Origin of the sequence: Peribacillus frigoritolerans (genome assembly GCF_004358755.1) — a bacterium.
Taxonomy (GTDB): domain Bacteria; phylum Bacillota; class Bacilli; order Bacillales; family Bacillaceae; genus Bacillus_P.
The window spans coordinates 1,416,227-1,441,492 of the sequence record NZ_SMZY01000001.1 but is presented as its reverse complement, the minus strand read 5'-3'; the positions used below and the strand labels follow the sequence as shown (position 1 = coordinate 1,441,492).

Below are 25,266 nucleotides of genomic sequence, written 5' to 3'. Positions count from 1 at the left end.
TATAATAGTAGAAAGGGACAAAAAATGCTCGAAATTCACCATAAAATTATTCATTTATCCCACTGCCGGGGCTTTCGCCATATGAATTTTTTAAACCTGCTGAAAGACGATCCAACATTAAAATCTCTATATAGACTTACAGATCATGAGATACAGCAGCTTTTCCGCCTGTCAGATCAAACTCTTCCCCAATTCCTTCAGGATTTGCACTCATTCAATCTTCATGAAGTTATCTCTCAATATAGCGAACAAAACCTCCATATGCTCACTCTTTTTGATGAAAACTACCCAGACCTGCTCCGTGAAATACCAGACCCTCCTCCCCTTCTATTTTATAAAGGTGACATATCTCGACTAAACATGAAAAAAATGATCAGTATTGTCGGAACACGGAATCCAACATCATACGGCTCCAATGCGCTCCGGAAAATCGTGAATCCCTTAGTCAAAGACGGATGGACGATTGTAAGCGGGCTGGCAAAAGGCATTGACGCACTTGCTCATCGTGCTGCGTTAAGCGAAAATGGGAACACAATCGGTGTTATTGCAGGGGGACTGAATCATTTTTATCCTAAGGAAAATCAAGCTCTGTTTGAACAAATGTGCAATGAACAACTTGTACTTTCTGAACATCCTCCAAATATAAAACCTCAAAAATGGCACTTCCCTCAAAGGAACCGAATTATCAGCGGCTTGAGTCTTGGTACAGTTGTCATGCAGGCAAAAGAGAAAAGCGGCTCGCTGATTACAGCAAACACCGCTTTGGATCAGGGAAGACAGGTTTTTGCTGTTCCAGGGTCTATTTTTGACGATTTTTCTGCGGGAGCAAATCAGCTGATCAAGCAGGGCGCCTACCTCGCAGAAGACGGATGCGATATCATAAATGATCTCATTTTACAGGTATAATAAGTGTGATTTTCCTTCTTATGTTCATTTACTGTTTGACAAACTGCATCACTATATTTAATAATAGTGGAGATTTAACCTGTTTAAGCAAATCATGGAATGTATGCGATTCTTTTTATATGCAGGCAGGAATATCATTTCATTTATAAGATAAACACATAAATTGAAAAAAGTGAAAGTATGAAAATAAAGAGAGAGAACACCTCTTTAAGGAGGATCATGTATGTCGGATTATTTAGTGATTGTTGAATCGCCGGCAAAAGCGAAAACAATCGAACGATATCTAGGGAAAAAATATAAGGTGAAAGCTTCAATGGGGCATGTCCGCGATCTTCCGAGAAGTCAGATCGGCGTAGACACTGAGGGGAATTACGAACCGAAATATATTACCATTCGGGGAAAAGGGCCAGTACTTAAAGAATTAAAAACAGCAGCAAAAAAAGCAAAAAAAGTTTATCTCGCAGCTGACCCGGATCGCGAAGGGGAAGCCATTGCCTGGCATCTGGCTCATAGTCTGGACGTTGATGTTTTGTCAGATTGCCGTGTTGTTTTCAATGAGATTACAAAGGATGCCATCAAAGAATCATTTAAACATCCGCGCCCGATCAACATGGATTTAGTTGATGCACAGCAGGCTAGACGGATTCTGGACAGATTGGTCGGTTATAAAATCAGCCCGATTCTCTGGAAAAAAGTTAAAAAGGGCTTAAGTGCAGGACGTGTTCAGTCTGTAGCAGTCCGTTTGATAATTGACCGCGAAAAAGAAATAAAAGCATTTATTCCGGAAGAATACTGGACAATCGAGAGTCAATTTCTAAAAGACAAGGATTTGTTCGATGGCGCATTTTTCGGGATTAATGGAAAAAAAGCGGAATTAAAAACCGAAGATGACGTTAAAGCAGTGCTAAACAAAATCAAAGGCAACAATTTTACCGTTACAAACGTTTCGAAAAAAGAAAGAAAACGAAATCCTGCGGTACCATTTACTACATCTACATTGCAGCAGGAAGCAGCCCGCAAATTGAATTTCAGAGCGAAAAAAACAATGATGATTGCTCAGCAGTTATACGAGGGAATGGACCTTGGAAAAGAAGGGACTGTCGGTCTGATTACATATATGCGTACAGACTCTACAAGAATTTCTGAAACAGCTCAGCAAGAAGCATTTACTTACATCGAACAAAAGTACGGCAAAGAATATACGAACACAGCAAAGAAGGCTGTGAAGAAAAATTCAAATACGCAGGATGCCCATGAGGCAATCCGTCCTACTTCAACTTTGAAAGACCCTGCTTCTTTAAAAGAATTTTTAAGCCGCGATCAGCTTCGTTTATACAAATTGATCTGGGAACGATTTGTAGCTAGTCAAATGGCATCAGCCGTATTAGATACAATGAGCGTGGATTTAAACAATAACGATGTGATGTTCAGAGCGAATGGATCAAAAATTAAATTTCCCGGGTTTATGAAAGTTTATGTCGAGGGAAATGATGATGGAGTAGAAGAGAAGGACCGCATGCTTCCGGATCTGCAAAATGGAGATGTGGTGTATTCTAAAGATATCGAACCTGCTCAGCATTTTACTCAGCCGCCTCCGCGCTATACTGAGGCAAGACTTGTGAAAACGCTTGAAGAACTGGGAATAGGCAGACCATCAACGTATGCACCTACACTTGATACCATTCAGAAAAGGGGCTATGTTGCACTTGACAACAAACGTTTCATTCCGACAGAGCTTGGCGAGATTGTTCTTGAATTGATTATGGAATTTTTCCCGGAAATCATCAACGTTGAATTTACGGCTAAAATGGAAAACAGTCTGGATGAAATAGAAGATGGAAATGTTTTATGGGTTAATATCATTGACGATTTCTATCAAGATTTCGCCAAGCGCCTTGAAGTCGCTGAAAACGAAATGGAAGAAATCGAAATTAAAGATGAACCGGCTGGCGTTGATTGTGAAGAGTGCGGCAACCCGATGGTGTTTAAGATGGGACGCTACGGAAAATTCATGGCATGCTCGAACTTCCCTGACTGCCGCAATACGAAACCGATAGTAAAAGAAATCGGTGTACCATGTCCGAAGTGTGAAAAAGGGAATATCGTTGAAAGAAAATCAAAGAAACGCCGCATTTTCTATGGCTGTGATCAGTTTCCAGAATGTGACTTCCTTTCATGGGATAAACCGATTGCAAGATCATGTCCAAAATGTGATAATATGCTAGTTGAGAAAAAACTCAAAAAGGGCATGCAGGTACAGTGCGTGAATTGTGATTATAAAGAAGAACAGCAAAAGTAAAGGTGAGCGAAGTCTTGCTCACCTTCTTTATGTGTTTTATGGAGGTTAAATAGATGGACAATAAAACAGTAAATGTCATTGGAGCCGGTCTTGCCGGCAGTGAAGCTGCATGGCAGCTTGCAAATCGCGGAGTCCGCGTAAACCTGTATGAAATGAGACCTGTTAAACAGACTCCGGCACATCATACAGACAAATTTGCAGAATTAGTCTGCAGCAACTCGCTTCGTGCAAATGGATTAACGAATGCAGTGGGCGTTTTGAAAGAAGAAATGAGAATGTTCGATTCAGTGATTATTAAATCTGCTGATGACTGTGCAGTACCAGCGGGCGGCGCACTCGCAGTTGACCGTCATGAATTTGCAGCGCTTGTTACGGAACGTGTGAAAGGGCATCCTAATGTAACTGTCATCACAGACGAAGTAACTGAAATTCCGGCTGGTCCAACAATTATTGCAACAGGACCGCTTACTTCTAAAGCATTATCTGAGCAATTAAAGGCACTTACAGGTGAAGAATATCTTTACTTCTATGACGCTGCTGCTCCTATTCTTGAAAAAGACAGCATCGATATGGACAAGGTGTACTTGAAGTCCCGTTATGATAAAGGCGAAGCAGCATACTTAAACTGCCCGATGACAGAAGAAGAGTTTGATCGTTTCTATGATGCGCTTGTTGAAGCCGAAACGGTTCCTCTTAAAGAATTCGAAAAGGAAATTTTCTTTGAAGGCTGCATGCCGATTGAAGTCATGGCAAAACGCGGGAAAAAGACAATGCTTTTCGGCCCGCTTAAACCAGTTGGACTCGAAGATCCGAAGACTGGAAAAAGACCTCATGCTGTCGTTCAGCTCAGACAGGATGATGCCGCCGGCACCCTTTATAACATTGTCGGTTTTCAGACACATTTAAAATGGGGGCCTCAAAAAGAAGTATTGAAACTGATCCCGGGTTTAGAGAATGCAGAGATTGTCAGATACGGTGTGATGCACCGGAATACATTCATTAATTCTCCTAAAATGCTGAAGCCGACTTATCAGTATAAAGAGAGGGAAGATCTGTTTTTTGCAGGTCAAATGACAGGTGTTGAAGGCTATGTAGAATCTGCTGCTTCTGGCTTACTGGCGGGCATCAATGCTGCAAATTATGTTCTTGGAGAAGAAATGCTTGTTCTTCCTCATGAGACAGCAATGGGAAGCATGGCAAGATATATTACAACAGCAAATCCTGACAATTTCCAGCCGATGAATGCGAATTTTGGCATTTTTGCAGAGCTTCCGGAGCGTATTAAAAGCAAAAAAGAACGCTATGAAAGATACGCAATCAGAGCGATTGAAACAATTCAAAAAATTTCGAAAAAATCATAGAAATCATTTGCAAGGGCTGCTGAATGTGTGATAACATTTAGTAGCCCTTGTGAGGTGTTAAGATGGAAAATGTTAAGAATTCTTTAAATTTGTTCGTAGAATATTTACAAATTGAGAAAAACTATTCACAATATACAATTGTGAATTATGTTGCTGATATAGAAGATTTTTTTATATTTATGAAGGAACAATCATTGATTGATCTTCAGCTCATTACATATTCTGATACAAGATTATACTTAACTCAGCTGCATCAAAAAAATTTTGCCAGAAAAACAATTTCAAGGAAAATTTCTTCATTAAGAAGCTTTTACAGGTTTCTTAACCGGGAAAAGATCGTTACAGAAAATCCTTTTGCAAGTGTCTCTCTTCCAAAGAAAGAACACAGGCTCCCGCAGTTCTTGTATGAAAAAGAGCTCGAGCAGCTTTTTACCCTGTCAGATTCTGCAACTGCAGCCGGCCAGAGAAATCAGGCGCTCCTTGAAGTCTTATATGGAACCGGTATAAGGGTAAGTGAATTGTGTCAAATCAAGCTGACCGATCTTGATTTGCAGATTGGAACGGTCCTTGTAAACGGCAAAGGCGGAAAACAGCGCTATGTTCCCTTTGGAAGCTTTGCACAGGACACTTTGGAGCTTTATTTATCTTCAGGCAGAAAGCAGCTTCTTCTTAAAGATAAACAAGCCGGTGATCATGATCATTTATTTGTTAATCAGCGCGGCGGTCCTTTGACAGTAAGGGGAGTCCGGCACATTCTGAATGAAATGATTAAGAAGACTTCTACTACCATGAATATCAGCCCGCATATGTTCAGGCATACGTTTGCAACACACCTCCTGAATGAAGGTGCTGATATGAGGAGTGTTCAGGAGCTTTTAGGTCATTCTCATTTATCTTCTACACAAATTTATACTCATGTAACAAAAGATCATTTGCGGAACATCTATATGTCTCATCATCCGCGTGCATAAAGAAAAAGAATACGGAGGTATTTGTATGTCTCAATTTCATGCGACGACCATCTTTGCGATTCAGCACAACGGCAAGTGTGCGATGGCAGGCGACGGTCAAGTAACATTCGGCAATGCAGTTGTTATGAAGCATACTGCAAAAAAGGTGAGAAAACTATTTAACGGCAAGGTCATCGCAGGGTTTGCCGGTTCAGTAGCAGACGCGTTCACTTTATTTGAAATGTTTGAAGGCAAGCTTGAAGAGTACAACGGAAACCTCCAGCGTGCAGCGGTCGAGCTTGCAAAGGAATGGCGCAGTGATAAGGTGCTCCGCAAGCTTGAGGCTATGCTTATTGTCATGAACGAGGATGATATCCTCCTCATTTCCGGTACCGGTGAAGTGATTGAACCTGATGATGGAATTTTAGCAATTGGATCTGGCGGAAATTATGCCCTTTCAGCGGGAAGAGCTCTTAAAAGATATTCCGGAGAGACCCTGACAGCAAAAGAAATTGCAGAAGCAGCTCTTCAGATGGCCGGTGAAATTTGCGTTTATACAAATCTGAATATAACAGTAGAAGAGTTATAAAGAGAGGAGTAATGATCAAATGAAAGAAATGACGCCAAGACAAATTGTTGAACGATTGGATCAGTATATAGTTGGTCAGAAAGACGCAAAAAAAGCAGTTGCTGTAGCATTAAGAAACCGCTATCGCAGAAGCCTGCTGTCAGAAAATCTCCGTGATGAAGTTGTGCCGAAGAACATTTTAATGATCGGTCCTACAGGCGTAGGAAAAACAGAAATTGCAAGAAGAATTGCAAAACTTGTAGGTGCTCCTTTCATTAAAGTTGAAGCAACAAAATTCACTGAGGTCGGCTATGTGGGACGCGATGTTGAATCAATGGTCCGAGATCTGGTTGAAACATCTGTCCGTTTAGTCAAAGAAGAAAAAATGGCAGAAGTAAAATCCGCTGCTGAAGAAAATGCCAATCGAAGACTTGTAGAATTATTAGTTCCGGGCAAGAAAAAGCAAACATCTTATAAAAACCCTTTAGAAATGCTTTTCGGCGGTGCTCAAGGCACCTCACAGGATCAAGATGATTATTCAGCGGAAGAGCAGTCGGTTGAAGAAAAAAGACGCAAAATCGCTCATCAGCTTGCTTTAGGCGAACTTGAAGACCATCACGTAACAGTGGAAGTAGAAGAACAGAATGCTTCCATGTTTGATATGCTTCAGGGATCGGGTATGGAACAAATGGGTATGAACATGCAAGATGCTTTAAGCAGCTTTATGCCTAAAAAGAAGAAAAAACGCAAGCTCACAGTGCGCGAAGCCCGTAAGGTCCTGACCAGTGAAGAAGCACAAAAGCTGATTGACATGGATGATGTTACACAGGACGCTGTTATGCGCGCGGAGCAAATGGGCATCATTTTCATAGATGAAATTGACAAAATCGCCAAGAAGAATCAAGCTGGTTCTTCAGCTGATGTTTCACGAGAAGGAGTTCAGCGCGATATTCTGCCAATTGTTGAAGGTTCAACAGTTGTTACAAAATATGGTTCTGTCAAAACAGATCATGTCCTTTTCATTGCTGCAGGTGCATTCCATATTGCTAAACCTTCTGATTTAATTCCAGAGCTGCAGGGAAGATTCCCAATCCGCGTTGAACTGACAAAGTTAAACGTGGAAGACTTTGAACGGATTTTAACTGAGCCAGACAATGCTTTGCTTAAGCAATATACTGCTTTATTGGAAACAGAAGGTATACAACTTGAATTTTCTGACGATGCTATTCGTAAGATTGCGGAAGTGGCATTCCAGGTGAATCAAGACACAGATAATATCGGGGCAAGAAGACTTCACACGATTCTTGAAAGACTTCTTGAAGACCTTTCATTTGAAGCACCCGAAATTACGCTAGATAAAATAGCGATTACACCTCAGTACGTTGAGGATAAATTAAGCAAAATTGCTAAAAACAAAGACTTGAGTCAATTTATCTTATAATTACATATTTCCAGGAGGAACATACTAATGGCTTTATTGCAAAAAACCAGAAAAATCAATGCTATGCTTCAAAAGGCAGCAGGTAAACCGGTTAATTTTAAAGAGATGTCTGAAACTTTAAGCGACGTTATCGAAGCAAATATTTTCGTCGTCAGCCGCCGCGGAAAACTTTTGGGATTTGCCATCAATCAGCAGATCGAAAACGAGCGCATGATTCAAATGCTTGAAGATCGACAATTCCCAGAAGAATACACGAAGAATTTGTTTAACGTGAATGAAACATCATCAAATCTTGATGTGTTCAGTGAATATACAGCTTTCCCTGTTGAAAACCGCGAACTGTTCAAAAGCGGCCTGACTACAATTGTACCTATCATCGGCGGAGGTGAGCGTCTGGGCACACTTATCTTAGCTCGTCTGCAGGCTCAATTTGAGGATGATGACTTAATCCTTGCAGAATATGGAGCTACAGTAGTTGGGATGGAAATTTTGCGCGAAAAAGCAGAAGAAATTGAAGATGAAGCAAGAAGCAAAGCAGTCGTTCAAATGGCGATCAGCTCTTTATCTTACAGTGAGTTAGAAGCAATTGAGCACATTTTTGAAGAACTAAACGGCAATGAAGGCTTACTGGTTGCGAGTAAAATTGCTGACAGAGTAGGAATTACCCGTTCGGTTATCGTTAATGCATTGCGCAAACTTGAGAGTGCGGGTGTAATTGAATCACGTTCTCTAGGTATGAAAGGCACTTACATTAAAGTGTTGAATGATAAATTCTTATTGGAACTTGAAAAATTAAAAACAAATTAACAATTCGTTTACAAAAAAGCACTTCTTTTGAAGTGCTTTTTTTGTTATGCCGTTTTCATTTATGAATTTGAGTGTAGAAGTTCCCATGACCATTACATTATCGTGGTAAATAGTGTAAAAATACTAGGTAAAAAGGACCTAAATAAAAATAGATACAAATTCCGACCTTTTTTTACAAAACCTTCATAGACTTTAAGACTATTATTTCTTACAATTACAGTATAGATTTAACATAATTCGACAATATACCATTCGAAAGATATAAGGATTTTGTGAGGGGACTAAATGAAAATTTTTTCTGAAACAATCAATTCACTTGAAAATGCTGTGAATCGTTCAGCAGTTAAGCAAAAAGTAATTAGTCAAAATATTGCCAACGTTGACACTCCTAATTATAAATCGAAAGAAATCACCTTCAAACAGTCCTTAGATTCTGAAGTGAGCAGGCTTCAAGCAACTAAGACAGATCAGCGTCATCTTTCTTTCGGATTAGGACAAGAATCCTATTTGATCAAATCCAAAGCGAACACATCCTACCAGACAAACGGCAATAATGTTGACGTAGATCGCGAAATGTCAGACTTGGCTGAAAATCAAATTTACTACAATGCGTTTATCGACCGTTTAAGCAGTAAATTTAATTCACTCAAAACGGTGATTAGAGGAGGAAGCTGATTATGAATATTTTCAGTCAGTTAAACACAACTGCTTCAGCTCTGACAGCACAAAGACTGCGAATGGATGTTATCTCATCTAATATGGCTAATGCAGATACAACAAGAGCGGTTTTTGAAAATGGGGAGTGGCAGCCTTACCGCCGCAAAACGGTTGTGACAGAGCCCGGTGGAAATTCGTTTTTATCTCACTTACATATAGCGCAAGGGAAAGAGTCAAGTGACTTATCTGGTGTAAAAGTTTCTGAAATCAGAGAAGACCTGACTCCATTTAAACTAGTATTTGACCCGGAACATCCAGATGCGAATGATCAAGGATATGTAGAGCTTCCGAATGTTGATCCTTTAAAAGAAATGGTTGATTTAATTAGCAGCACAAGGTCATACGAAGCAAATGTAACAGTTTTTAACGCTTCTAAAGACATGCTGATGAAAACATTAGAATTAGGAAAGTAGGATAGAGGATCTATGATTAATGCCATTTCACCCTTTCAGACCCAGAGTATACAGGACAGTCAATCTCAGATCGTTCAAAGTCCCAAACAAAATCAGCAGACATCATTTTCCGATTTCTTAAAACAATCAATAAATGAAGTGAATTCTATGCAGATCAAATCAGATCAAATGACCGCTGCTTTAGCAGAAGGGAAAAATGTTCAATTGCAGGATGTCATGATTGCTGCTGAAAAGGCGAGTGTAACCATGCTTACAACAATTGAAATCAGGAATAAAGCAGTAGAAGCATATCAGGAAATGATGAGAATGCAAATATAACCTAAATATGTATAAAACTAGCGATGGATGCCGACTTCTCAATGCAGCATTCATGTCGTCATTATCGGGGGATTTCCAGGAATGAATCAGAAGTTAACGGAACTTAGAAACAAACTAAAACAGGTATGGACGGAACGCACGAAAGCTCAAAAGGGTTTAATCATTGGCGGAACGGCTGCTTTGCTTCTTTTTACTGCAATAGGTACTTATCTGTCATCTAACCCCAATCTTGTACCGCTTTATAAGGATCTGTCACCCCAGGAGACAGGTCAAATAAAAGAAACGCTGGATTCTCAAGGGGTTACATCTAAAATCGCTGACAATGGCGCAACAATAATGGTGCCCTCTGAAATGGTTGACACTCTAAAAGTTGAGCTTGCTGCTGAGGGAATCCCGAACAGCGGTGTGATCGATTATTCTTTCTTTGGTCAAAATATTGGATTTGGAATGACCGATAATGAATTTGATGTTTTGAAGCTGAAAGCCACCCAAACAGAGCTTTCAAACTTAATGAAAGGCATTGAGGGGGTACATGACGCTAAAGTCATGATCAATCTTCCTAAAGAATCTGTTTTTGTTAATGAAGCCAATGGTACATCAACCGCTTCGATTGTTTTAAGCATGAAGCCCGGAATCCAGCTTGACCAGACAAAAGTAAATGCCCTTTACCATCTCGTATCAAAAAGTGTTCCTGGGCTATCTACAGATAATATCGTCATTATGGATCAAAATTTTGAGTACTTTGATTTAAAAAGTAATAAAAATATTCCTATTGTAGAAAATATTTCCACTCAGCATGATTTGAAAACGAAAATTGAGCGTGATATTCAGCGTCAAGTTCAAAAAATGCTGGGAACAATGATGGGACAGGATAAAGTTGTTGTATCTGTTACAGCTGATTTAGACTTTACCCAAGAAAACAGAGAAGAAAACATCGTAGAGCCTGTTGACAAGGAAAATATGGAAGGTCTTGCTGTGAGTGTAGAAAGAATTACGGAAACGTACACAGGCGAAGGCGCACCAGAAGGCGGTGTCACTGGTGCTGGAGAAGACGATGTACCTGGCTACGAAGCAGTTCAAAGCTCGGGGACAGGCGATTACGAAAAAATCGAAGAACGAATAAATAATGAAGTAAACCGAGTGAAAAAAGAGATTGTTGAGAGTCCATATAAAGTTCGTGATTTAGGAATTCAGGTCATGGTGGAACCGCCTGAAGCAGAGGATCCAAATTCATTATCTGCTGAAAGTGTAAGTGACATCGAACAGCTCCTTGGGACAATCATCCGCACATCGATTAATAAAGATGAAACAGAAGAGCCGCTGACAGATGAACAGGTAGGGGAGAAAATCTCCGTGTCTGTACAACCGTTTGCAGGGAAAATGGACATGCTGGATGAAACAAAAACGTCTCTTCCAGTCTGGCTTTATGCAGCAGGAGGAATTCTCTTGCTGATCATTATCATCCTGCTCTTCCTGCTTTTTAGAAAGAACCGCAAAGCAGATGAGGAATATGAAGAAGAAGACATTTTTGTTCAAGAGAAAATCATCTTGCCGGATGTAAACGCCGAACATGAAAGCGAAACATCTGTAAGGAAAAAGCAACTAGAGAAAATGGCCAGAGAAAAACCAGAAGATTTTGCAAAGCTGCTTAGATCTTGGCTGACGGAAGAATAGGAGGTTTTAAGTGATGGTAAGAAGAGCAAACAATGGAAGACTTACTGGGAAGCAAAAAGCCGCCATCCTTCTGATTTCCCTTGGTCCGGATACAGCTGCATCCGTTTATAAGCATCTATCAGAAGAGGAAATTGAAAAATTGACTCTTGAAATCTCAGGAGTCAGAAAAGTAGATTCTCAAAATAAAGAAGAGATCATTGAAGAGTTTCATCAAATTGCCATGGCTCAGGAATTTATTTCGCAAGGAGGCATCTCTTACGCGAAACAAATCCTGGAAAAAGCTTTAGGAGCAGAACGGGCATCAAGCATTATTCACCGGCTGACTTCTTCCCTGCAGGTAAAACCTTTTGATTTTGCAAGAAAAGCTGATCCTGCACAGATTTTTAATTTTATACAAGGGGAGCATCCTCAAACGATTGCCCTAATTTTATCTTATTTAGACCCTGTACAATCAGGGCAGATTTTATCAGGCTTACCGCACGAACAGCAGGCTGACATCGCAAGGCGCATCGCAAAAATGGACCGCACTTCGCCAGAAATTATTAATGAAGTTGAACAGATCCTTGAGCGGAAATTATCATCCACTGTCACGCAGGATTATACACAAACAGGCGGAGTAGAAGCTGTAGTAGAAGTCCTTAACGGTGTAGACCGCAGCACAGAAAAAACCATTCTTGACTCTCTTGAAATTCAGGATCCGGAACTTGCAGAGGAAATAAAGAAAAGAATGTTTGTGTTTGAAGATATCGTGACACTTGACAGCAGAGCGATTCAGCGCGTGATCCGCGACGTGGAGAACGAGGATTTAATGCTTTCTCTTAAAGTTGCCAGCGAGGAAGTTAAAGAAGTTGTCTATAAAAATATGTCTAAGAGAATGGTTGAGACCTTTAAAGAAGAAATGGAATTTATGGGTCCAGTCAGACTTCGGGATGTTGAAGAAGCTCAATCACGCATTGTTGCTGTTATCCGCAGACTTGAGGATGCAGGAGAAATCGTAATTGCCCGAGGCGGAGGAGATGATATCATTGTCTAAATTGATTAAATCGGCCCATGCCATCCAGCAGGAAGATGCCAAAAAATCAATTTTAATACAGACAACGGACTTTCTTCCTTCTTCTAATGAAATAGAAAATCCAGAACTGTCAATGAAAGCAAACGTCTATCTACAGCAGGCAAGCAAGGAAGCTGATGTTCTTATTCAAAGCGCTAAAGCTGAAGCGGACAGCATCCGTATTAAAATGGCGGCCGAGCAGAAGGAATGGAAAACGGAGCGTGAGAGGCAAAAAGAAAAAGCCAGACAAGAGGGATTTCTTGATGGTCTGGATGCCGGAAAAGAAGAAGTCAGCAGGCAGTACAGTTCGCATCTTGAAGATGCACGGAAAATTGTTGAGCAATCGAAGGAAGACTATATCAGCAAAATTGTCAGCTCTGAAGAAACGATTGTCAATCTTGCTGTTAAATTAGCCGAAAAACTGATTTTTATTGAATTGGATGAACATCCGGAATTGTTTTTGGAGCTAGTTAAAAAAGCTTTACACGAAGTGCGGGAGTATCCTGAAATTAAAATTTTTGTCCATCCTGTTCATTATGGTTATGTACTGAAACAGAAAAATGAATTAGAGAATATGCTTATGTCCAAATCAGAATTATTTATCTTTCCTGATGAAGCATTGCCTGAAGGCAGCTGTCAGATTGAATCTCCTTTCGGAAAGATTGATGCTGGAATAGATGCACAGCTTCAGCAGCTGAAGCAGCAAATGCTCGAATTGATTGGAGAGGAATGAGAACTTTTTGAAAGCAGAGGATTTAATTTCGAAAATAGAAACTCTGGACTCTTATAAGAGATATGGAAAAGTTAACAAAGTCATTGGACTGATGATTGAGTCTCGTGGTCCGGAAAGTTCAATCGGAGATTTATGCTATATCCATGCAGGTTCAAAAAAAGAATCAAGAATTCCTGCTGAAGTGGTTGGATTCAAAGGAGAAAATGTCCTATTGATGCCATTTGAACATCTATCCCATATTTCACCGGGGAGTATTGTTGAAGCAACAAAGGACTCTCTGAAAATAAAAGCAGGTTCCGGTTTGATCGGTCAAGTTGTAGATGCCTATGGCCATCCTCTCAATCAATCTCCATTGCCAAAGGGATTAACACCAATATCTGCTGAACAAAGCCCTCCAAACCCAATGAAAAGACCTCCAATTCATGAACCGATGGAAGTAGGCGTTCGTGTGATTGACAGCCTGCTGACTGTAGGGAAAGGTCAGCGTGTAGGCATATTTGCAGGAAGCGGCGTGGGAAAAAGTACACTCATGGGAATGATTGCAAGAAATACTAAAGCGGACCTGAATGTGATTGCTCTAATAGGAGAGCGGGGGCGCGAAGTCAGGGAATTTATTGAAAAGGATCTGGGAGAAGAAGGGCTGAAACGTTCAATTGTGGTAGTTGCAACATCAGATCAGCCTGCTTTAATGAGAATGAAAGCTTCCTATACAGCAACGGCCATCGCTGAATATTTCCGTGATAAAGGCATGAATGTCATGTTCATGATGGATTCGGTGACCAGGGTTGCCATGGCCCAGAGAGAAATAGGGCTCGCAGTTGGTGAGCCTCCGACAACCAAAGGGTATACACCAAGTGTTTTTGCGGTTTTGCCCAAGCTTTTAGAGCGGACTGGAACTAATGAAAAAGGAACCATCACTGCTTTTTATACCGTGCTGGTTGATGGTGATGACATGAATGAACCGATTGCGGATACGGTGCGGGGAATTCTCGATGGGCACATCGTGCTTGACCGCGGTTTAGCTAACAAAGGCCAGTTTCCCGCAGTCAATGTATTAAAAAGCATAAGCAGAGTCATGAATCAAATTGTTTCGGATCCTCAGAAAAAGAATGCGGCAAAACTGAGAGAATACCTTGCCACTTACATGAATTCTGAAGACTTGATAAACATTGGCGCATACAAGCGAGGTTCGAACAGAGAAATTGATGATGCCATAAGGTTTTATCCAAAGATTCTTTCATTTTTAAAACAGAATGTGCACGATAAAATCACGTTTGCAGAGAGTGCGGCATCATTAGAACGATTGATTGAAAAAGGTGAGAATGGGTGAAATATACATACCGGTTTCAAAAAGTGCTCGAATTAAAAGAAAATGAAAAAGAAAAGTCTCTTCAAGATTATAACCGCTCTGTTACTGAGTTTGAAAAAGCGGCGGAAAAGCTGTATGACAGCTTGAAGAAAAAAGAAGTGCTCGAAGAGAGAACAGCAAGAGAGCTGAACACAGGCATGCCTGTTCAGGAAATCCGCCACTTTCAGCAGTTTGTTACAAACTTAGAAAAAACAATCAGTCATTATCAGAGACTTGTGGTTATTACCCGGGACAACATGCAAGAAAAACAGCTTGAGCTTACTGAAAAGAATATCGAAGTAAAGAAATATGAAAAAATGAAAGAAAAGCATTATGAAGTACATCTCGAACATGTGAAAGCGTCAGAATCAAAGTTCATGGATGATCTCTCGATTCAAGCCTTTGCACTTCGGGGGAATTAGGTGAAAATACTGTGAAAAACAATGAGAATGATTCAAGCAAGCTTCAATGGACGTTATTTGTAATTGTTATTCCCGTCCTTTTTACTCTCACTTTCATTACGGTCATTCTAACAGTCGCAGGCGTTGATGTGGCCGGGAAATTGAAAGCAGCCATCTCGCATATACCAGGAACTGCAGAGCTTACGAGTGTTCAAGAGAAAAATAACAGCAAAAATGCAGATGCCGCCCCTACAGCAGAGCTTGAGGAAGAAAATAAACTTCAGAAAACCACCATTGAAAAACAGCAGCAGGAAATCTCAGCTTTGGAAAATGACGCAGACCTGAAAGTAAGAGAAATACAGCAGCTCAGCCAAGAAGTAAAGTCTTTAAAAGAACAGCTTCAGGCATCTGACAACAAAGAAAAAGAAGGCAAAGACATTGCCAAACTCTATGAAAAGATGTCCAGCAAAAAAGCGGCTGAAATTATTCCTTTTCTTTCAGATGAAGAGGCATTAAGGATTTTAACGTCTATTAATGACGATCAGGTCATTGCAGTAATGGAAAAAATGCCAGCTGAAGATGCTGCGAGATATACAAAGATGCTTGCTGATTCTTGAGATGACTTGACCAGGAGGTGAAAAGGTGAAAATATCGGCTGATTCACTAAGTGCAGGAACTGCATGGCAGAATACTATTCAAAAAAGTGAGCAATCAGCTTCTTTTCAGCCTTTTTTTAATAAATTGCTGATTATTGATCAAGAAAATCATTCAGCAGAATCCGAGAAGGCTGATGAAAAAACAGTTGAAGAATTTGAGTTTAATGAACTTAAAGAGGAAATGGGGAATCTCTTAACCTCATTACCAATGGAAGATGGGTACTTCATTCAATCTAAAATGGTAAGTGAAAAGACTGATGAAATAGCAGGGCTTGTAAATGAGGAAGAAGCCGGTATCATCCTTTCAATCTTAAATCACTCTCGATCTATGGAGGATCTCTTTGCTCAGCTGGAAGAACATCCTGCTGAAGATATAGTGAAACAGCTTACTGTACTTGCTGGAATTATGCAGCTGCCCGGTTCAAAGGAAGTGATTGAGCTTAAAAATGAGGTGATTTTCCATTTTACTAATAATAAGCCTGATCTTGTACAAAAGGACACACCGCTTATAGAAGCACTAAAGATCTTTGAAGAATATGATCAGAGTGAAAATCAAATGAACAGACCTGCAATCAATCGTTTTAATCTTTTGCAAACTGCTGCACATGAGAAGCTGAACCAATCCGTATTGAGATTAGATGCTGAGAAGATTATGGAAGAAGCGAACGTTAGAACCCCACTATCAGCAAGAATAAAAGGACAGGAAATTTACACAAGCCTCTTTTTTAGACAGAACATAACCGGCAGCAAAGGAGAAATTTCAAGAGCCTTAGATATGGATGTGAGCCAAACGGATTATCCAGTTAATACTAATTCATTAGTATCATTTGAGAAATCCAAATTCGAAAACACCGAAGTAAGTAAGATTATTCCTGCTATAGGCGTGACCGGTCCAGATGCACAAAGCAGTTACGCTTTTTCAGAAAGTGTTTTAAAAGGAAATGCTGGAAAAGCGGAAGTTTTCACCATATCAGTTAAGGAGAGTTCAGGCTCTTCTAATCAGCAGCTATTTATTAATCAAGTAACAGAAGCATTTAAACGCTCCAAACCACTTTTCACAGCCTTTGGTTCATCTCAAATGACGATCCGTTTAGCACCGGAGCATTTAGGGATGCTGACAGTAAAACTTCAGCAGCAAGATGGGAAAACGATTGCGAAAATCATTACTTCTACACAATCCGCCAAAGAGCTGGTTGAACAAGGCATTCATCAGCTGAAGCAAGTACTTCCAGCTATGAGTATCCAGGTTGACAGGTTTGAAATTTACGGCGAACAACTTGAGCCTTCATTCAATCGTAAACATGAAGAAGATGATCACCATCGCCGTGAACAAGAAAGAGAAGAATTGAAAGAAGATGAAAAAGATACGTTCAAAACTCATTTAAATATGTTGACGTAAGCGGAGGATGAAAATGACTCAAACCACAATTGATGCAGGACTGCTCATATCTTCTATTAATACTGCAGAACGAACCGGAGGAAAATCCAGTTTAGGAAAAGACGACTTTTTGAAAATCCTGATTGCCCAGCTTCAAAATCAGGATCCGCTAAATCCAATGGAGGATAAAGAATTCATTTCCCAGATGGCCAGTTTTTCCTCACTTGAGCAAATGACAAATATGAGTACCCAGCTCAGTGATTTCATTCAGCTTCAAGTGAATGACGGTATTTTAAAGTACTCTGAAATGATAGGAAAACAAGTTGAGTGGGAGTCAGGTGATGGAAAGTCTTCAGGGATTGTTAAATCCATTAAACAATCAGGTGCAGATATTATTCTGGAAATGCAGGATGGAAAAGAAGTGCCCAGCGCTTTGATCACAAAGGTGACAGTCCAGGATTCTTAATTTTTGAAATTCAAATTGATTCAGCATCAAATGCTGACATAAAGGGAGAGCAAATCTATGTTACGTTCAATGTATTCTGGAGTAAGCGGCATGAAAAATTTCCAAACAAAGCTTGATGTGATCGGAAACAACATCGCAAACGTAAATACATACGGATTTAAGAAAGGCCGTGTGACTTATAAAGATTTAATCAATCAGCAGATTGCCGGCGCAAGTGCAGCTACTGGAAATACAAGCGGTATGAATGCCAAGCAGGTTGGACTTGGTTCAGCACTTAGTTCAATTGATACAATTCACACAGCAGGTTCAAATCAAACAACAGGCAGAACGCTTGACCTTGCTTTAGCTGGAGATGGATTTTTTGTGGTTGGGACGATAAAAGACCCTAACAAAGTAAACGAAGATATTGGCACAGCAAAAGGGAACAACAAAATTACAGAACCAATTGATACTGCAATGGATTTAAGCTATACACGTGCAGGAAATTTCTATTTAGATGATAAAGGATATCTAGTAACATCAGATGGCTATTATCTGGTAGGCCAAACCGGAGATAAAACCCCTGGTAATGCAACTACCGAATCAACTTGGTCAACAACTCCTGCTGGAGCTAGTGCAGGACTAATTCAAATTCCGTTAACAGCTAAAAGTTTTAATATTGGCCCAGATGGTACGGTGAATTTTGTAGATGATGGAGGTCAATTAAGATTTGCAGGACAAATCAGGGTAGCTAATTTCGCAAATGAAGGCGGTCTAGAAAAAGTTGGAGGTAACCTGTACAAGCAATCAAGTAACTCAGGAACTCTTAATACCAATGTAACTGCCGGAATTCAGCTCGACGAACTTTCAGTCCCTGGCCAAGACGGTACAGCAACAATCATGGCCGGAATGCTTGAAATGTCAAACGTGGACCTTGCAGATGAATTCACAGAAATGATTGTGGCTCAGCGCGGTTTCCAGTCAAATACAAAAATTATAACAACATCTGATGAAATTCTTCAGGAATTAATGAATTTAAAACGTTAAGTTTGGGGGGCAAGGGGCTCATATCTTTATATGAACCCCGCAGCATTTGATTTTATTAACTCGTTTGAACGGAAAGTCATTTACATTAAATGCGATTTACATAGAGCAGGTCGAATCTTTTCCGGACACTACCATCACGCTGACAAGCGGGAAAAAGTTTGTTGTAAAAGAATCAGAAGCCGCTGTAGCGTTATTAACCCGCAATTTTTATAGAGAAATTCATCTATTACATACAACAGGTTCTCCGGAGGTGTGTGATCATGAATAAAAAATTATTAACCATCATGCTTGTCATCATTACATCCGTTACGTTAATAGGTGTAACAGCATTAGTTATCGTTACAAATTTTATGGATACTGCTGAAGCAAAAGTAAAAGAGCCGTCTATTGATGAAGTAATCGAGTATTCCTTTGACCTTCCGGAAATCACGACAAATCTTGCTAGTGACAACATTGTCCGTCTGTCTTTTAAATTAGAAACGGACAGCAAGAAAGCGAAAGAAGAGCTCGAAAAAAGAGAATTTCAAGTCAGGGATATCATCATTTCAGAGCTTTCAAATATTCCTGCAGAGAAATTGGAAGGCAAAGACGGTATGAACGCTTTTAAAGAAACGGTTAAAAAGCGGGCAAACGATTTGATGCAAAAAGGGAAAATCCAGAAGGTCTACACAACCTCCTATATCATTCAATAGGCTGGCATAAATCCCATGCACAGGAGGTGTGAATGCATGACAAGTGAAATACTGTCTCAAAATGAAATAGATGCTTTGCTGTCAGCTATTTCGTCAGGTGAAATGGATGCTGATGAATTGAAAAAAGAAGAAACAGAGCGGAGAGTGAAAGTTTATGATTTTAAGAGAGCTCTCAGGTTCTCTAAAGATCAAATCAGAAGCTTAACCAGAATTCATGAAAACTTTGCACGGCTTTTGACCACTTATTTTTCAGCTCAGCTCAGAACGTATGTCCAAATCAGCGTGGGGTCTGTAGATCAGCTGCCATATGAAGAATTTATCCGCTCGATTCCAAAGATGACGATTCTTAATGTATTTGAAGTGAACCCTTTAAATGGACGAATTGTAATGGAAGTCAATCCTAATATCGCTTATGCCATGATGGACAGGCTGATGGGAGGGCTGGGCACAGGGGTAAATAAAACAGATCAATTAACGGAAATCGAAAACAGAATTATGTCAAACTTGTTCGAAAAATCGCTTGATAACTATAAAGAGGCATGGAGTTCGATCTATAGTATAGAGCCAAGTATGAATAATCTTGAAATCAACCCACAGTTTCTGCAGATGGTATCACCGAATGAAACAGTAGTTGTCATATCGCTGAACACACAGATTGGCGAAACAAGCGGCATGATAAATCTCTGTATTCCGCATGTGATCTTGGAACCGATTATTCCGCGGTTAAGTGTTCACTTTTGGATGCAGTCTGAAAGAAAAGAACCAAAGCCAAACGAAGTAGAAGCACTGGAGAGAAAAATTCAATCAGCAGAACTTCAGATTATTGCAGAACTTGGGATTTCAGAGATTTCAATTCAAGAATTTTTAGACATTCAAGCTGGAGATGTGATACAGCTTGAAAAAGCCATTGATCAGCCTTTGGTGGTCAAAATTGGAGATAAACCTAAATTTTATGGTCAGCCCGGAAAAATAAAAAGAAAAGCAGCTGTGCAAATAATCGGCCATTATCAAAGGGGGCACGAAGATAGTGAATAATGGTATGTTATCTCAAGATGAGATTGATGCCCTTTTAAAGGGTACAGATTCAGGCGATGAAGAGGATTATATGATAAATACGGATGATTATTTGGATGTCATGGAGAAAGATGCAATTGGGGAAATTGGCAATATTTCATTTGGCAGCTCAGCAACAGCACTATCTACATTACTGCAACAAAAAGTGGAAATTACCACTCCAACAGTTTCAGTTGTCCAGAGACAAAGATTATCAGATGAATTTCCTCATCCCTATGTAGCAATTAAGGTGAACTATACAGAAGGATTTATCGGCAGTAATTTGCTTGTGATCAAGCAAAGTGATGCTGCCATAATTGCTGACTTAATGATAGGCGGAAATGGTGAAATTACAGATTCATCACTTGATGAAATCATGCTCAGTGCGGTTCAAGAAGCCATGAATCAAATGATGGGGTCTGCTGCAACGTCAATGTCTACAATTTTCAATAAAAAGGTAGACATCTCTCCTCCATTTATTGAACTTTTGGATGTAAAAGAAGGGGAGGGTACAGAAGCCTTTCCGAAGGATGATTTATTTTTAAAAGTAGCATTCAGACTGAAAATTGGAGCCTTAATAGATTCAGAGATTATGCAGCTGCTGCCTCTTCAATTTGGAAAAGATCTTGTTGAAGAGCTGATGAACCCGAAGCAGCAAGCAGCGACTATTGAAGCTATTGAAGAAGAAGTTCGGATTAAACCTGCACCTGCTCATTCAGAGCAGCAGCGCAGTTATCCTGCACAGCCTGTCCAGCAAAGAGCAGAGAGGCAGCCAGTCGATGTAAAACCGGCAGAATTTTCATCTTTCGAATCTGTCCCAATGTATCAAAATGAAATGAAAAATCTTGATATGCTGCTGGATATCCCGCTTCAGGTAACTGTTGAACTTGGCCGCACGAAGCGTTCAGTGAAAGAAATTCTGGAATTATCATCCGGCTCCATCATTGAGCTTGATAAACTGGCAGGCGAACCAGTTGATATTCTGATCAACAACAAAATCGTCGCTCAAGGGGAAGTCGTCGTTATTGAAGAAAATTTCGGAGTTCGGGTGACAGATATTTTAAGTCAGTCAGAGCGTTTAAATAAACTTAAGTAATCAATCATGGGAGTGACTGGAATGGCACATAAAATAATGATCGTGGACGATGCAGCATTTATGAGAATGATGATCAAAGATATCTTAACAAAAAATGGATTTGATGTCGTAGCGGAAGCTGCTGACGGTGCACAAGCTGTAGAGAAGTATAAAGAGCACTTTCCGGATTTAATAACAATGGATATCACAATGCCGGAGATGGATGGCATTACTGCCCTTAAAGAAATTAAAAAAATCAACGCTCACGCTAAAGTCATCATGTGTTCTGCAATGGGACAGCAGGCTATGGTCATTGATGCGATTCAAGCGGGTGCAAAAGATTTTATCGTGAAGCCCTTTCAGGCAGACAGAGTGCTTGAAGCCATTAACAAAACATTAAGCTAAAAGGAGTCTTCCCACTTGCAAGTGAAAATAAAATGGATACCAATAGCTGTGATTCTTCTTATCCTCCTGCTGCCGCAAAGTGAGTCAGCTGTTCATGCGGAGCAGGGGGCTGAATCTGTGGCAGACTGGGTCGGGTCAGATGAAAAAACGGCTGACAGTAAAAGTGAAAAAAACAGCGTGAAATCGGATGTTGGATACCAAGATTCTGACACATCTGTCACAGCATGGGACTTCATTAAGATGATCCTGGCAACTGCATTTATCATATTTTTAATTTACATACTGCTGAAATTTGTGAGTAAAAGAAACAAATTCACTTCTTCATCAAACTACATTGAGAACCTTGGCGGGACAAGTGTCGGACAGAATCGTTCCATCCAACTAATTAAAGTAGGAAAAAAAATCCTTGTAGTAGGTGTTTCAGATTCTGTTCAGCTGCTGAAAGAGATTGAAGATGAAGATGAATGCAGGGAGATCACAGAGGAACATAAGCAGAGGTTTGCTGCCGCAATCGACACGAAGGACTGGCTTAAAAACGCAACAGCACCGTTATTTAAAAATAAAAATAATGAGATGGCGGACGGGCATTCAGTTTCCTTTAAAGAACAGCTGGAGCAATTAAAAAAAGATAGACGAAGCAGCTTAGAGGAATTAGCCAGAAAGGACCACACAAAATGAATGAATTTGTGGAAATTTTCAGCAATAGTGATGCAGAAAATGTCAGCACGTCAGTCAAATTGCTGCTGCTGCTGACTGTCCTTTCTCTCGCACCAAGCATCTTAATCTTAATGACATGTTTTACAAGAATCATAATTGTCCTGTCATTTGTAAGAACGTCGCTTGCAACCCAGCAGATGCCGCCAAACCAGGTGCTGATCGGCATTGCCTTGTTTCTGACATTTTTCATAATGGCCCCGACTTTTTCAGAAATAAATGAGCAGGCACTTACGCCATTATTTAATGAAGAAATTGACCTCGAGGAAGCTTATGAGAAAGCTGCACTCCCTTTGAAGGAATTTATGAGCAAGCATACAAGGCAAAAGGATTTAGCGCTGTTTCTTGAATATGCAAAGATGGACAAGCCCCAATCGGTTGAAGATATTCCTCTTACAGCACTTGTTCCTGCGTTTGCCATCAGTGAAATAAAAACGGCTTTTCAAATAGGATTTATGATCTTTATCCCATTCTTAGTCATCGATATGGTTGTAGCTAGTATTTTAATGTCCATGGGAATGATGATGCTGCCGCCGGTGATGATCTCCCTTCCATTTAAAATTCTGCTGTTTGTGCTTGTAGATGGATGGTATTTGGTCGTGAAATCACTTCTTCAAAGTTTCTGAGTAGGAGATTAAATATATGAGTTCAGAATTTGTCATTTCGATTGCTGAAAAAGCGATTTATACAACTTTGATTATATGCGGTCCTCTTTTGGCGATCGCCCTGGTCATTGGATTAGTTGTCAGTGTTTTTCAGGCGACAACCCAAATTCAGGAGCAGACGCTCGCGTTCGTTCCTAAAATTGTGGGAGTGCTGATCGGGCTCGTCTTTTTCGGCCCGTGGATGCTGTCAATTATCATTTCGTATGCACAGGATATTTTCGGCAATCTTAATAGATTTGTAGGTTAAAGCATGAATGTAATTGAAAGTTTTCCGGCATTTTTGCTTATTTTTGCGAGATTGAGTGCCTTTTTTGTCACATTGCCGCTCTTTTCATATCGCACAATTCCGTCTTCGCATAAAATCGGTTTTTCTTTTTTTCTATCTCTTATTGTATTCACTGCAATAAACCCAGAACCAATGGAACTTAGCGGAGCATTTATACTCCTTGCAGTTAAAGAAGTCATGATAGGTCTTTTCATCGGTTTTTCTGCCTATCTTATGATGGCCGCTGTCCAAATCGCAGGAAGCTTGATTGATTTTCAAATGGGCTTTGCCATTGCCAATATTATCGATCCGCAAACAGGTGCGCAAAGTCCGCTTATCGGTCAATTCCTGAATATTTTGGCCTTGCTTTTCATGCTGAGTGTAAACGCCCATCATCTTTTGCTGGACGGTGTTTTTTACAGTTTTCAATACATTCCGCTTGAGGGTGCTGCTTTTCCTTTTGGTGATGGGAATATCGCCAAAATGATTACAAAATCGTTCAGCGCGATGTTTTTGATCGCTTTTCAAATGTCCTTTCCGGTTGTGGCATCGCTGTTCCTGGTGGATCTGGCTCTTGGCATTGTTGCGCGCACAGTCCCTCAGCTGAACATTTTTGTTGTAGGACTGCCGCTGAAAATAGGCGTCAGCTTTATTATGCTCATATTGGTAATGGGAGCGATGTTTATGCTCATCCAGGATGTGTTCGAAACGATGATTTATACGATGCGGGGTTTGATGGAATTAATCGGAGGAGCATGAAATGGAATTTCTTAAACTTGATCTGCAGTTCTTTTCAGGTGAAAAAACAGAAAAAGCTACACCGCGCAAACGTGATGATGTCAGAAAAAAAGGGCAAGTCGCAAAAAGTGCAGATGTAAATACGGCAATCAGCCTGCTGGCCATTTTTTTATCCCTGCTGTTTATCGGGCCTTTCATGTTTGAACGGATAATCACAATGATGAATGCGTCTTTGCAGGAGACAATTTTAATGAATCTGACAGAAAAAAATGTTCATGAGCTTATGGTTGAAATGGTGATTGAATCAGCCTATATAAGTGCTCCTGTTATGGGGGTTGCATTAGTTGCAGGAGTCGCAGGAAACTACATGCAGGTCGGTTTTTTATTTTCAACGGAAGCCATTCAGATGAAGCTTGAGAAAATCAATCCGATTCAAGGCTTCAAACGCATTTACTCTCTGAGGGCGATTGTTGAACTGCTTAAATCGATAATGAAAATATCATTTGTCGGAGCTGTAACCTTTTCTGTCATCTGGTTTCAGATGGCGGAAATTCTGTCTCTTTCAAAATTAACAGTAGAAAAAGCATTCATCTTCATAGCAAAACTTACCTTTCAAATGGGTTTGTTCGCTTCCATCGCTCTGTTGTTTCTCTCGCTGCTTGACTATTTTTATCAAAAATTTGATTTTGAAAAGAACATTCGCATGTCAAAGCAGGATCTTAAAGATGAGTACAAAAAGTCCGAGGGAGATCCTTTAATAAAATCCCGCATAAAACAAAAGCAAAGAGAAATGGCTGCAAGGCGAATGATGCAGGAAGTGCCGAATGCAGATGTGGTCATTACAAATCCGACACACTTTGCTATCGCCTTAAAATATGACGAAGACAAAATGGATGCACCGTTCGTTGTCGCTAAAGGAGTCGATTTTGTTGCTCAAAAAATCAAAGAAACAGCAAAAGCAAATGAAGTGACAATGGTTGAAAATCGGCCTTTAGCTAGAGCGCTTTACGATCAAGTTGAAATCGGAAAAGCGGTGCCGGAAGAATTTTTTAAAGCCATTGCAGAAATATTGGCTTATGTTTATCAGCTGAAAAATAAGATGTAAAGTTTTTATAGGATACTGGTTCTGTTTGAAAGAGAGGTTAA

The 25,266-nt window shown here is 40.1% G+C and carries 29 protein-coding genes; all 29 read left to right on the top strand.

Going from position 1 to position 25,266, the window contains the following annotated elements; genetic code table 11:
• Window positions 1-81 precede the first annotated feature (81 nt).
• The 29 genes from dprA (at window position 82) to flhB (ending at window position 25,225) form a co-directional block, all read left to right on the top strand.
• Entirely contained in the window at window positions 82-906 is an 825-nt protein-coding gene (gene dprA, locus E2R53_RS07445; RefSeq protein ID WP_435796770.1) for a DNA-processing protein DprA, read from the top strand.
• A gap of 223 nt (window positions 907-1,129) precedes the next feature.
• Window positions 1,130-3,205 (top strand): type I DNA topoisomerase, encoded by a 2,076-nt coding sequence (gene topA / locus E2R53_RS07440; RefSeq protein ID WP_133311076.1) that lies wholly within the window; start codon window positions 1,130-1,132, stop codon window positions 3,203-3,205.
• A gap of 53 nt (window positions 3,206-3,258) precedes the next feature.
• Window positions 3,259-4,566, top strand: a complete 1,308-nt coding sequence (gene trmFO / locus E2R53_RS07435; RefSeq protein WP_133311075.1) for an FADH(2)-oxidizing methylenetetrahydrofolate--tRNA-(uracil(54)-C(5))-methyltransferase TrmFO — start codon at window positions 3,259-3,261, stop codon at window positions 4,564-4,566.
• A gap of 62 nt (window positions 4,567-4,628) precedes the next feature.
• On the top strand, window positions 4,629-5,537 hold the full coding sequence (gene xerC / locus E2R53_RS07430) for a tyrosine recombinase XerC (RefSeq protein ID WP_133311074.1): 909 nt from the start codon (window positions 4,629-4,631) through the stop codon (window positions 5,535-5,537).
• 25 nt (window positions 5,538-5,562) lie between these two features.
• Window positions 5,563-6,105 carry an ATP-dependent protease subunit HslV gene (hslV, locus tag E2R53_RS07425; protein ID WP_133311073.1) on the top strand — a complete coding sequence of 181 codons (543 nt, stop codon included), beginning with the start codon at window positions 5,563-5,565 and terminating at the stop codon, window positions 6,103-6,105.
• 19 nt (window positions 6,106-6,124) lie between these two features.
• Window positions 6,125-7,525, top strand: a complete 1,401-nt coding sequence (hslU, locus tag E2R53_RS07420) for an HslU--HslV peptidase ATPase subunit (protein WP_133311072.1) — start codon at window positions 6,125-6,127, stop codon at window positions 7,523-7,525.
• A gap of 27 nt (window positions 7,526-7,552) precedes the next feature.
• Entirely contained in the window at window positions 7,553-8,332 is a 780-nt protein-coding gene (codY, locus tag E2R53_RS07415) for a GTP-sensing pleiotropic transcriptional regulator CodY (protein WP_133311071.1), read from the top strand.
• A gap of 285 nt (window positions 8,333-8,617) precedes the next feature.
• Window positions 8,618-9,007, top strand: coding sequence for a flagellar basal body rod protein FlgB (gene flgB / locus E2R53_RS07410; protein ID WP_133311070.1), 390 nt, complete (start codon window positions 8,618-8,620; stop codon window positions 9,005-9,007).
• A gap of 2 nt (window positions 9,008-9,009) precedes the next feature.
• Window positions 9,010-9,462 carry a flagellar basal body rod protein FlgC gene (gene flgC, locus E2R53_RS07405; protein ID WP_133311069.1) on the top strand — a complete coding sequence of 151 codons (453 nt, stop codon included), beginning with the start codon at window positions 9,010-9,012 and terminating at the stop codon, window positions 9,460-9,462.
• Window positions 9,463-9,474: 12 nt separating this feature from the next.
• Window positions 9,475-9,780: a flagellar hook-basal body complex protein FliE gene (fliE, locus tag E2R53_RS07400; protein ID WP_133311068.1), complete on the top strand. Its 306-nt coding sequence runs from the start codon at window positions 9,475-9,477 to the stop codon at window positions 9,778-9,780.
• Window positions 9,781-9,861: 81 nt separating this feature from the next.
• Window positions 9,862-11,454, top strand: a complete 1,593-nt coding sequence (gene fliF, locus E2R53_RS07395) for a flagellar basal-body MS-ring/collar protein FliF (RefSeq protein ID WP_133311067.1) — start codon at window positions 9,862-9,864, stop codon at window positions 11,452-11,454.
• A gap of 13 nt (window positions 11,455-11,467) precedes the next feature.
• On the top strand, window positions 11,468-12,487 hold the full coding sequence (gene fliG / locus E2R53_RS07390) for a flagellar motor switch protein FliG (protein WP_133311201.1): 1,020 nt from the start codon (window positions 11,468-11,470) through the stop codon (window positions 12,485-12,487).
• Window positions 12,480-13,238 (top strand): flagellar assembly protein FliH, encoded by a 759-nt coding sequence (gene fliH, locus E2R53_RS07385; RefSeq protein ID WP_165970919.1) that lies wholly within the window; start codon window positions 12,480-12,482, stop codon window positions 13,236-13,238. The genes fliG and fliH overlap by 8 nt, the downstream gene beginning before the upstream one ends.
• Before the next feature lie 7 nt (window positions 13,239-13,245).
• Complete coding sequence (gene fliI, locus E2R53_RS07380; RefSeq protein ID WP_133311065.1) at window positions 13,246-14,568, top strand: flagellar protein export ATPase FliI; 1,323 nt, start codon at window positions 13,246-13,248, stop codon at window positions 14,566-14,568.
• On the top strand, window positions 14,565-15,008 hold the full coding sequence (gene fliJ, locus E2R53_RS07375) for a flagellar export protein FliJ (RefSeq protein ID WP_133311064.1): 444 nt from the start codon (window positions 14,565-14,567) through the stop codon (window positions 15,006-15,008). Before fliI ends, fliJ begins: the two co-directional genes overlap by 4 nt.
• Before the next feature lie 11 nt (window positions 15,009-15,019).
• On the top strand, window positions 15,020-15,604 hold the full coding sequence (locus E2R53_RS07370) for a MotE family protein (RefSeq protein ID WP_133311063.1): 585 nt from the start codon (window positions 15,020-15,022) through the stop codon (window positions 15,602-15,604).
• Window positions 15,605-15,629: 25 nt separating this feature from the next.
• Window positions 15,630-17,042: a flagellar hook-length control protein FliK gene (locus tag E2R53_RS07365; protein WP_133311062.1), complete on the top strand. Its 1,413-nt coding sequence runs from the start codon at window positions 15,630-15,632 to the stop codon at window positions 17,040-17,042.
• Between the two features lie 13 nt (window positions 17,043-17,055).
• The gene (flgD, locus tag E2R53_RS07360; RefSeq protein ID WP_133311061.1) at window positions 17,056-17,487 is read left to right on the top strand and encodes a flagellar hook assembly protein FlgD; all 432 of its coding nucleotides are present in this window, start codon (window positions 17,056-17,058) and stop codon (window positions 17,485-17,487) included.
• A gap of 57 nt (window positions 17,488-17,544) precedes the next feature.
• Window positions 17,545-18,513, top strand: coding sequence for a flagellar basal body rod protein FlgG (gene flgG, locus E2R53_RS07355; RefSeq protein WP_133311060.1), 969 nt, complete (start codon window positions 17,545-17,547; stop codon window positions 18,511-18,513).
• A 46-nt stretch (window positions 18,514-18,559) separates the two neighbouring features.
• Window positions 18,560-18,781, top strand: a complete 222-nt coding sequence (locus E2R53_RS07350) for a flagellar FlbD family protein (protein ID WP_133311059.1) — start codon at window positions 18,560-18,562, stop codon at window positions 18,779-18,781.
• Window positions 18,774-19,205: a flagellar basal body-associated protein FliL gene (gene fliL, locus E2R53_RS07345; RefSeq protein WP_206197358.1), complete on the top strand. Its 432-nt coding sequence runs from the start codon at window positions 18,774-18,776 to the stop codon at window positions 19,203-19,205. Before E2R53_RS07350 ends, fliL begins: the two co-directional genes overlap by 8 nt.
• A gap of 36 nt (window positions 19,206-19,241) precedes the next feature.
• A complete protein-coding gene (gene fliM, locus E2R53_RS07340; protein WP_133311058.1) occupies window positions 19,242-20,240 on the top strand; it encodes a flagellar motor switch protein FliM in 999 nt (332 codons plus the stop codon).
• Window positions 20,230-21,354, top strand: coding sequence for a flagellar motor switch phosphatase FliY (gene fliY / locus E2R53_RS07335; protein WP_133311057.1), 1,125 nt, complete (start codon window positions 20,230-20,232; stop codon window positions 21,352-21,354). The genes fliM and fliY overlap by 11 nt, the downstream gene beginning before the upstream one ends.
• 21 nt (window positions 21,355-21,375) lie before the next feature.
• The gene (locus tag E2R53_RS07330; protein WP_070877260.1) at window positions 21,376-21,738 is read left to right on the top strand and encodes a response regulator; all 363 of its coding nucleotides are present in this window, start codon (window positions 21,376-21,378) and stop codon (window positions 21,736-21,738) included.
• 21 nt (window positions 21,739-21,759) lie between these two features.
• Entirely contained in the window at window positions 21,760-22,416 is a 657-nt protein-coding gene (gene fliO / locus E2R53_RS07325) for a flagellar biosynthetic protein FliO (protein WP_286166109.1), read from the top strand.
• Window positions 22,413-23,078, top strand: a complete 666-nt coding sequence (gene fliP / locus E2R53_RS07320; protein ID WP_133311055.1) for a flagellar type III secretion system pore protein FliP — start codon at window positions 22,413-22,415, stop codon at window positions 23,076-23,078. Before fliO ends, fliP begins: the two co-directional genes overlap by 4 nt.
• 16 nt (window positions 23,079-23,094) lie before the next feature.
• Window positions 23,095-23,364, top strand: coding sequence for a flagellar biosynthesis protein FliQ (fliQ, locus tag E2R53_RS07315; RefSeq protein ID WP_070877263.1), 270 nt, complete (start codon window positions 23,095-23,097; stop codon window positions 23,362-23,364).
• A gap of 3 nt (window positions 23,365-23,367) precedes the next feature.
• A complete protein-coding gene (fliR, locus tag E2R53_RS07310; protein WP_133311054.1) occupies window positions 23,368-24,141 on the top strand; it encodes a flagellar biosynthetic protein FliR in 774 nt (257 codons plus the stop codon).
• A gap of 1 nt (window position 24,142) precedes the next feature.
• On the top strand, window positions 24,143-25,225 hold the full coding sequence (flhB, locus tag E2R53_RS07305) for a flagellar biosynthesis protein FlhB (protein WP_133311053.1): 1,083 nt from the start codon (window positions 24,143-24,145) through the stop codon (window positions 25,223-25,225).
• The last annotated feature ends 41 nt before the right edge of the window (window positions 25,226-25,266 follow it).

Bases quoted from the DNA above. Each gene is read 5' to 3' on its own strand.
- dprA (WP_435796770.1), top strand. From the start codon at position 82: ATGAATTTTTTAAACCTGCTGAAAGACGATCCAACATTAAAATCTCTA.
- topA (WP_133311076.1), top strand. From the start codon at position 1,130: ATGTCGGATTATTTAGTGATTGTTGAATCGCCGGCAAAAGCGAAAACA.
- trmFO (WP_133311075.1), top strand. From the start codon at position 3,259: ATGGACAATAAAACAGTAAATGTCATTGGAGCCGGTCTTGCCGGCAGT.
- xerC (WP_133311074.1), top strand. From the start codon at position 4,629: ATGGAAAATGTTAAGAATTCTTTAAATTTGTTCGTAGAATATTTACAA.
- hslV (WP_133311073.1), top strand. From the start codon at position 5,563: ATGTCTCAATTTCATGCGACGACCATCTTTGCGATTCAGCACAACGGC.
- hslU (WP_133311072.1), top strand. From the start codon at position 6,125: ATGAAAGAAATGACGCCAAGACAAATTGTTGAACGATTGGATCAGTAT.
- codY (WP_133311071.1), top strand. From the start codon at position 7,553: ATGGCTTTATTGCAAAAAACCAGAAAAATCAATGCTATGCTTCAAAAG.
- flgB (WP_133311070.1), top strand. From the start codon at position 8,618: ATGAAAATTTTTTCTGAAACAATCAATTCACTTGAAAATGCTGTGAAT.
- flgC (WP_133311069.1), top strand. From the start codon at position 9,010: ATGAATATTTTCAGTCAGTTAAACACAACTGCTTCAGCTCTGACAGCA.
- fliE (WP_133311068.1), top strand. From the start codon at position 9,475: ATGATTAATGCCATTTCACCCTTTCAGACCCAGAGTATACAGGACAGT.
- fliF (WP_133311067.1), top strand. From the start codon at position 9,862: ATGAATCAGAAGTTAACGGAACTTAGAAACAAACTAAAACAGGTATGG.
- fliG (WP_133311201.1), top strand. From the start codon at position 11,468: ATGGTAAGAAGAGCAAACAATGGAAGACTTACTGGGAAGCAAAAAGCC.
- flgD (WP_133311061.1), top strand. From the start codon at position 17,056: ATGACTCAAACCACAATTGATGCAGGACTGCTCATATCTTCTATTAAT.
- flgG (WP_133311060.1), top strand. From the start codon at position 17,545: ATGTTACGTTCAATGTATTCTGGAGTAAGCGGCATGAAAAATTTCCAA.
- fliL (WP_206197358.1), top strand. From the start codon at position 18,774: ATGAATAAAAAATTATTAACCATCATGCTTGTCATCATTACATCCGTT.
- fliM (WP_133311058.1), top strand. From the start codon at position 19,242: ATGACAAGTGAAATACTGTCTCAAAATGAAATAGATGCTTTGCTGTCA.
- E2R53_RS07330 (WP_070877260.1), top strand. From the start codon at position 21,376: ATGGCACATAAAATAATGATCGTGGACGATGCAGCATTTATGAGAATG.
- fliP (WP_133311055.1), top strand. From the start codon at position 22,413: ATGAATGAATTTGTGGAAATTTTCAGCAATAGTGATGCAGAAAATGTC.
- fliQ (WP_070877263.1), top strand. From the start codon at position 23,095: ATGAGTTCAGAATTTGTCATTTCGATTGCTGAAAAAGCGATTTATACA.
- fliR (WP_133311054.1), top strand. From the start codon at position 23,368: ATGAATGTAATTGAAAGTTTTCCGGCATTTTTGCTTATTTTTGCGAGA.
- flhB (WP_133311053.1), top strand. From the start codon at position 24,143: ATGGAATTTCTTAAACTTGATCTGCAGTTCTTTTCAGGTGAAAAAACA.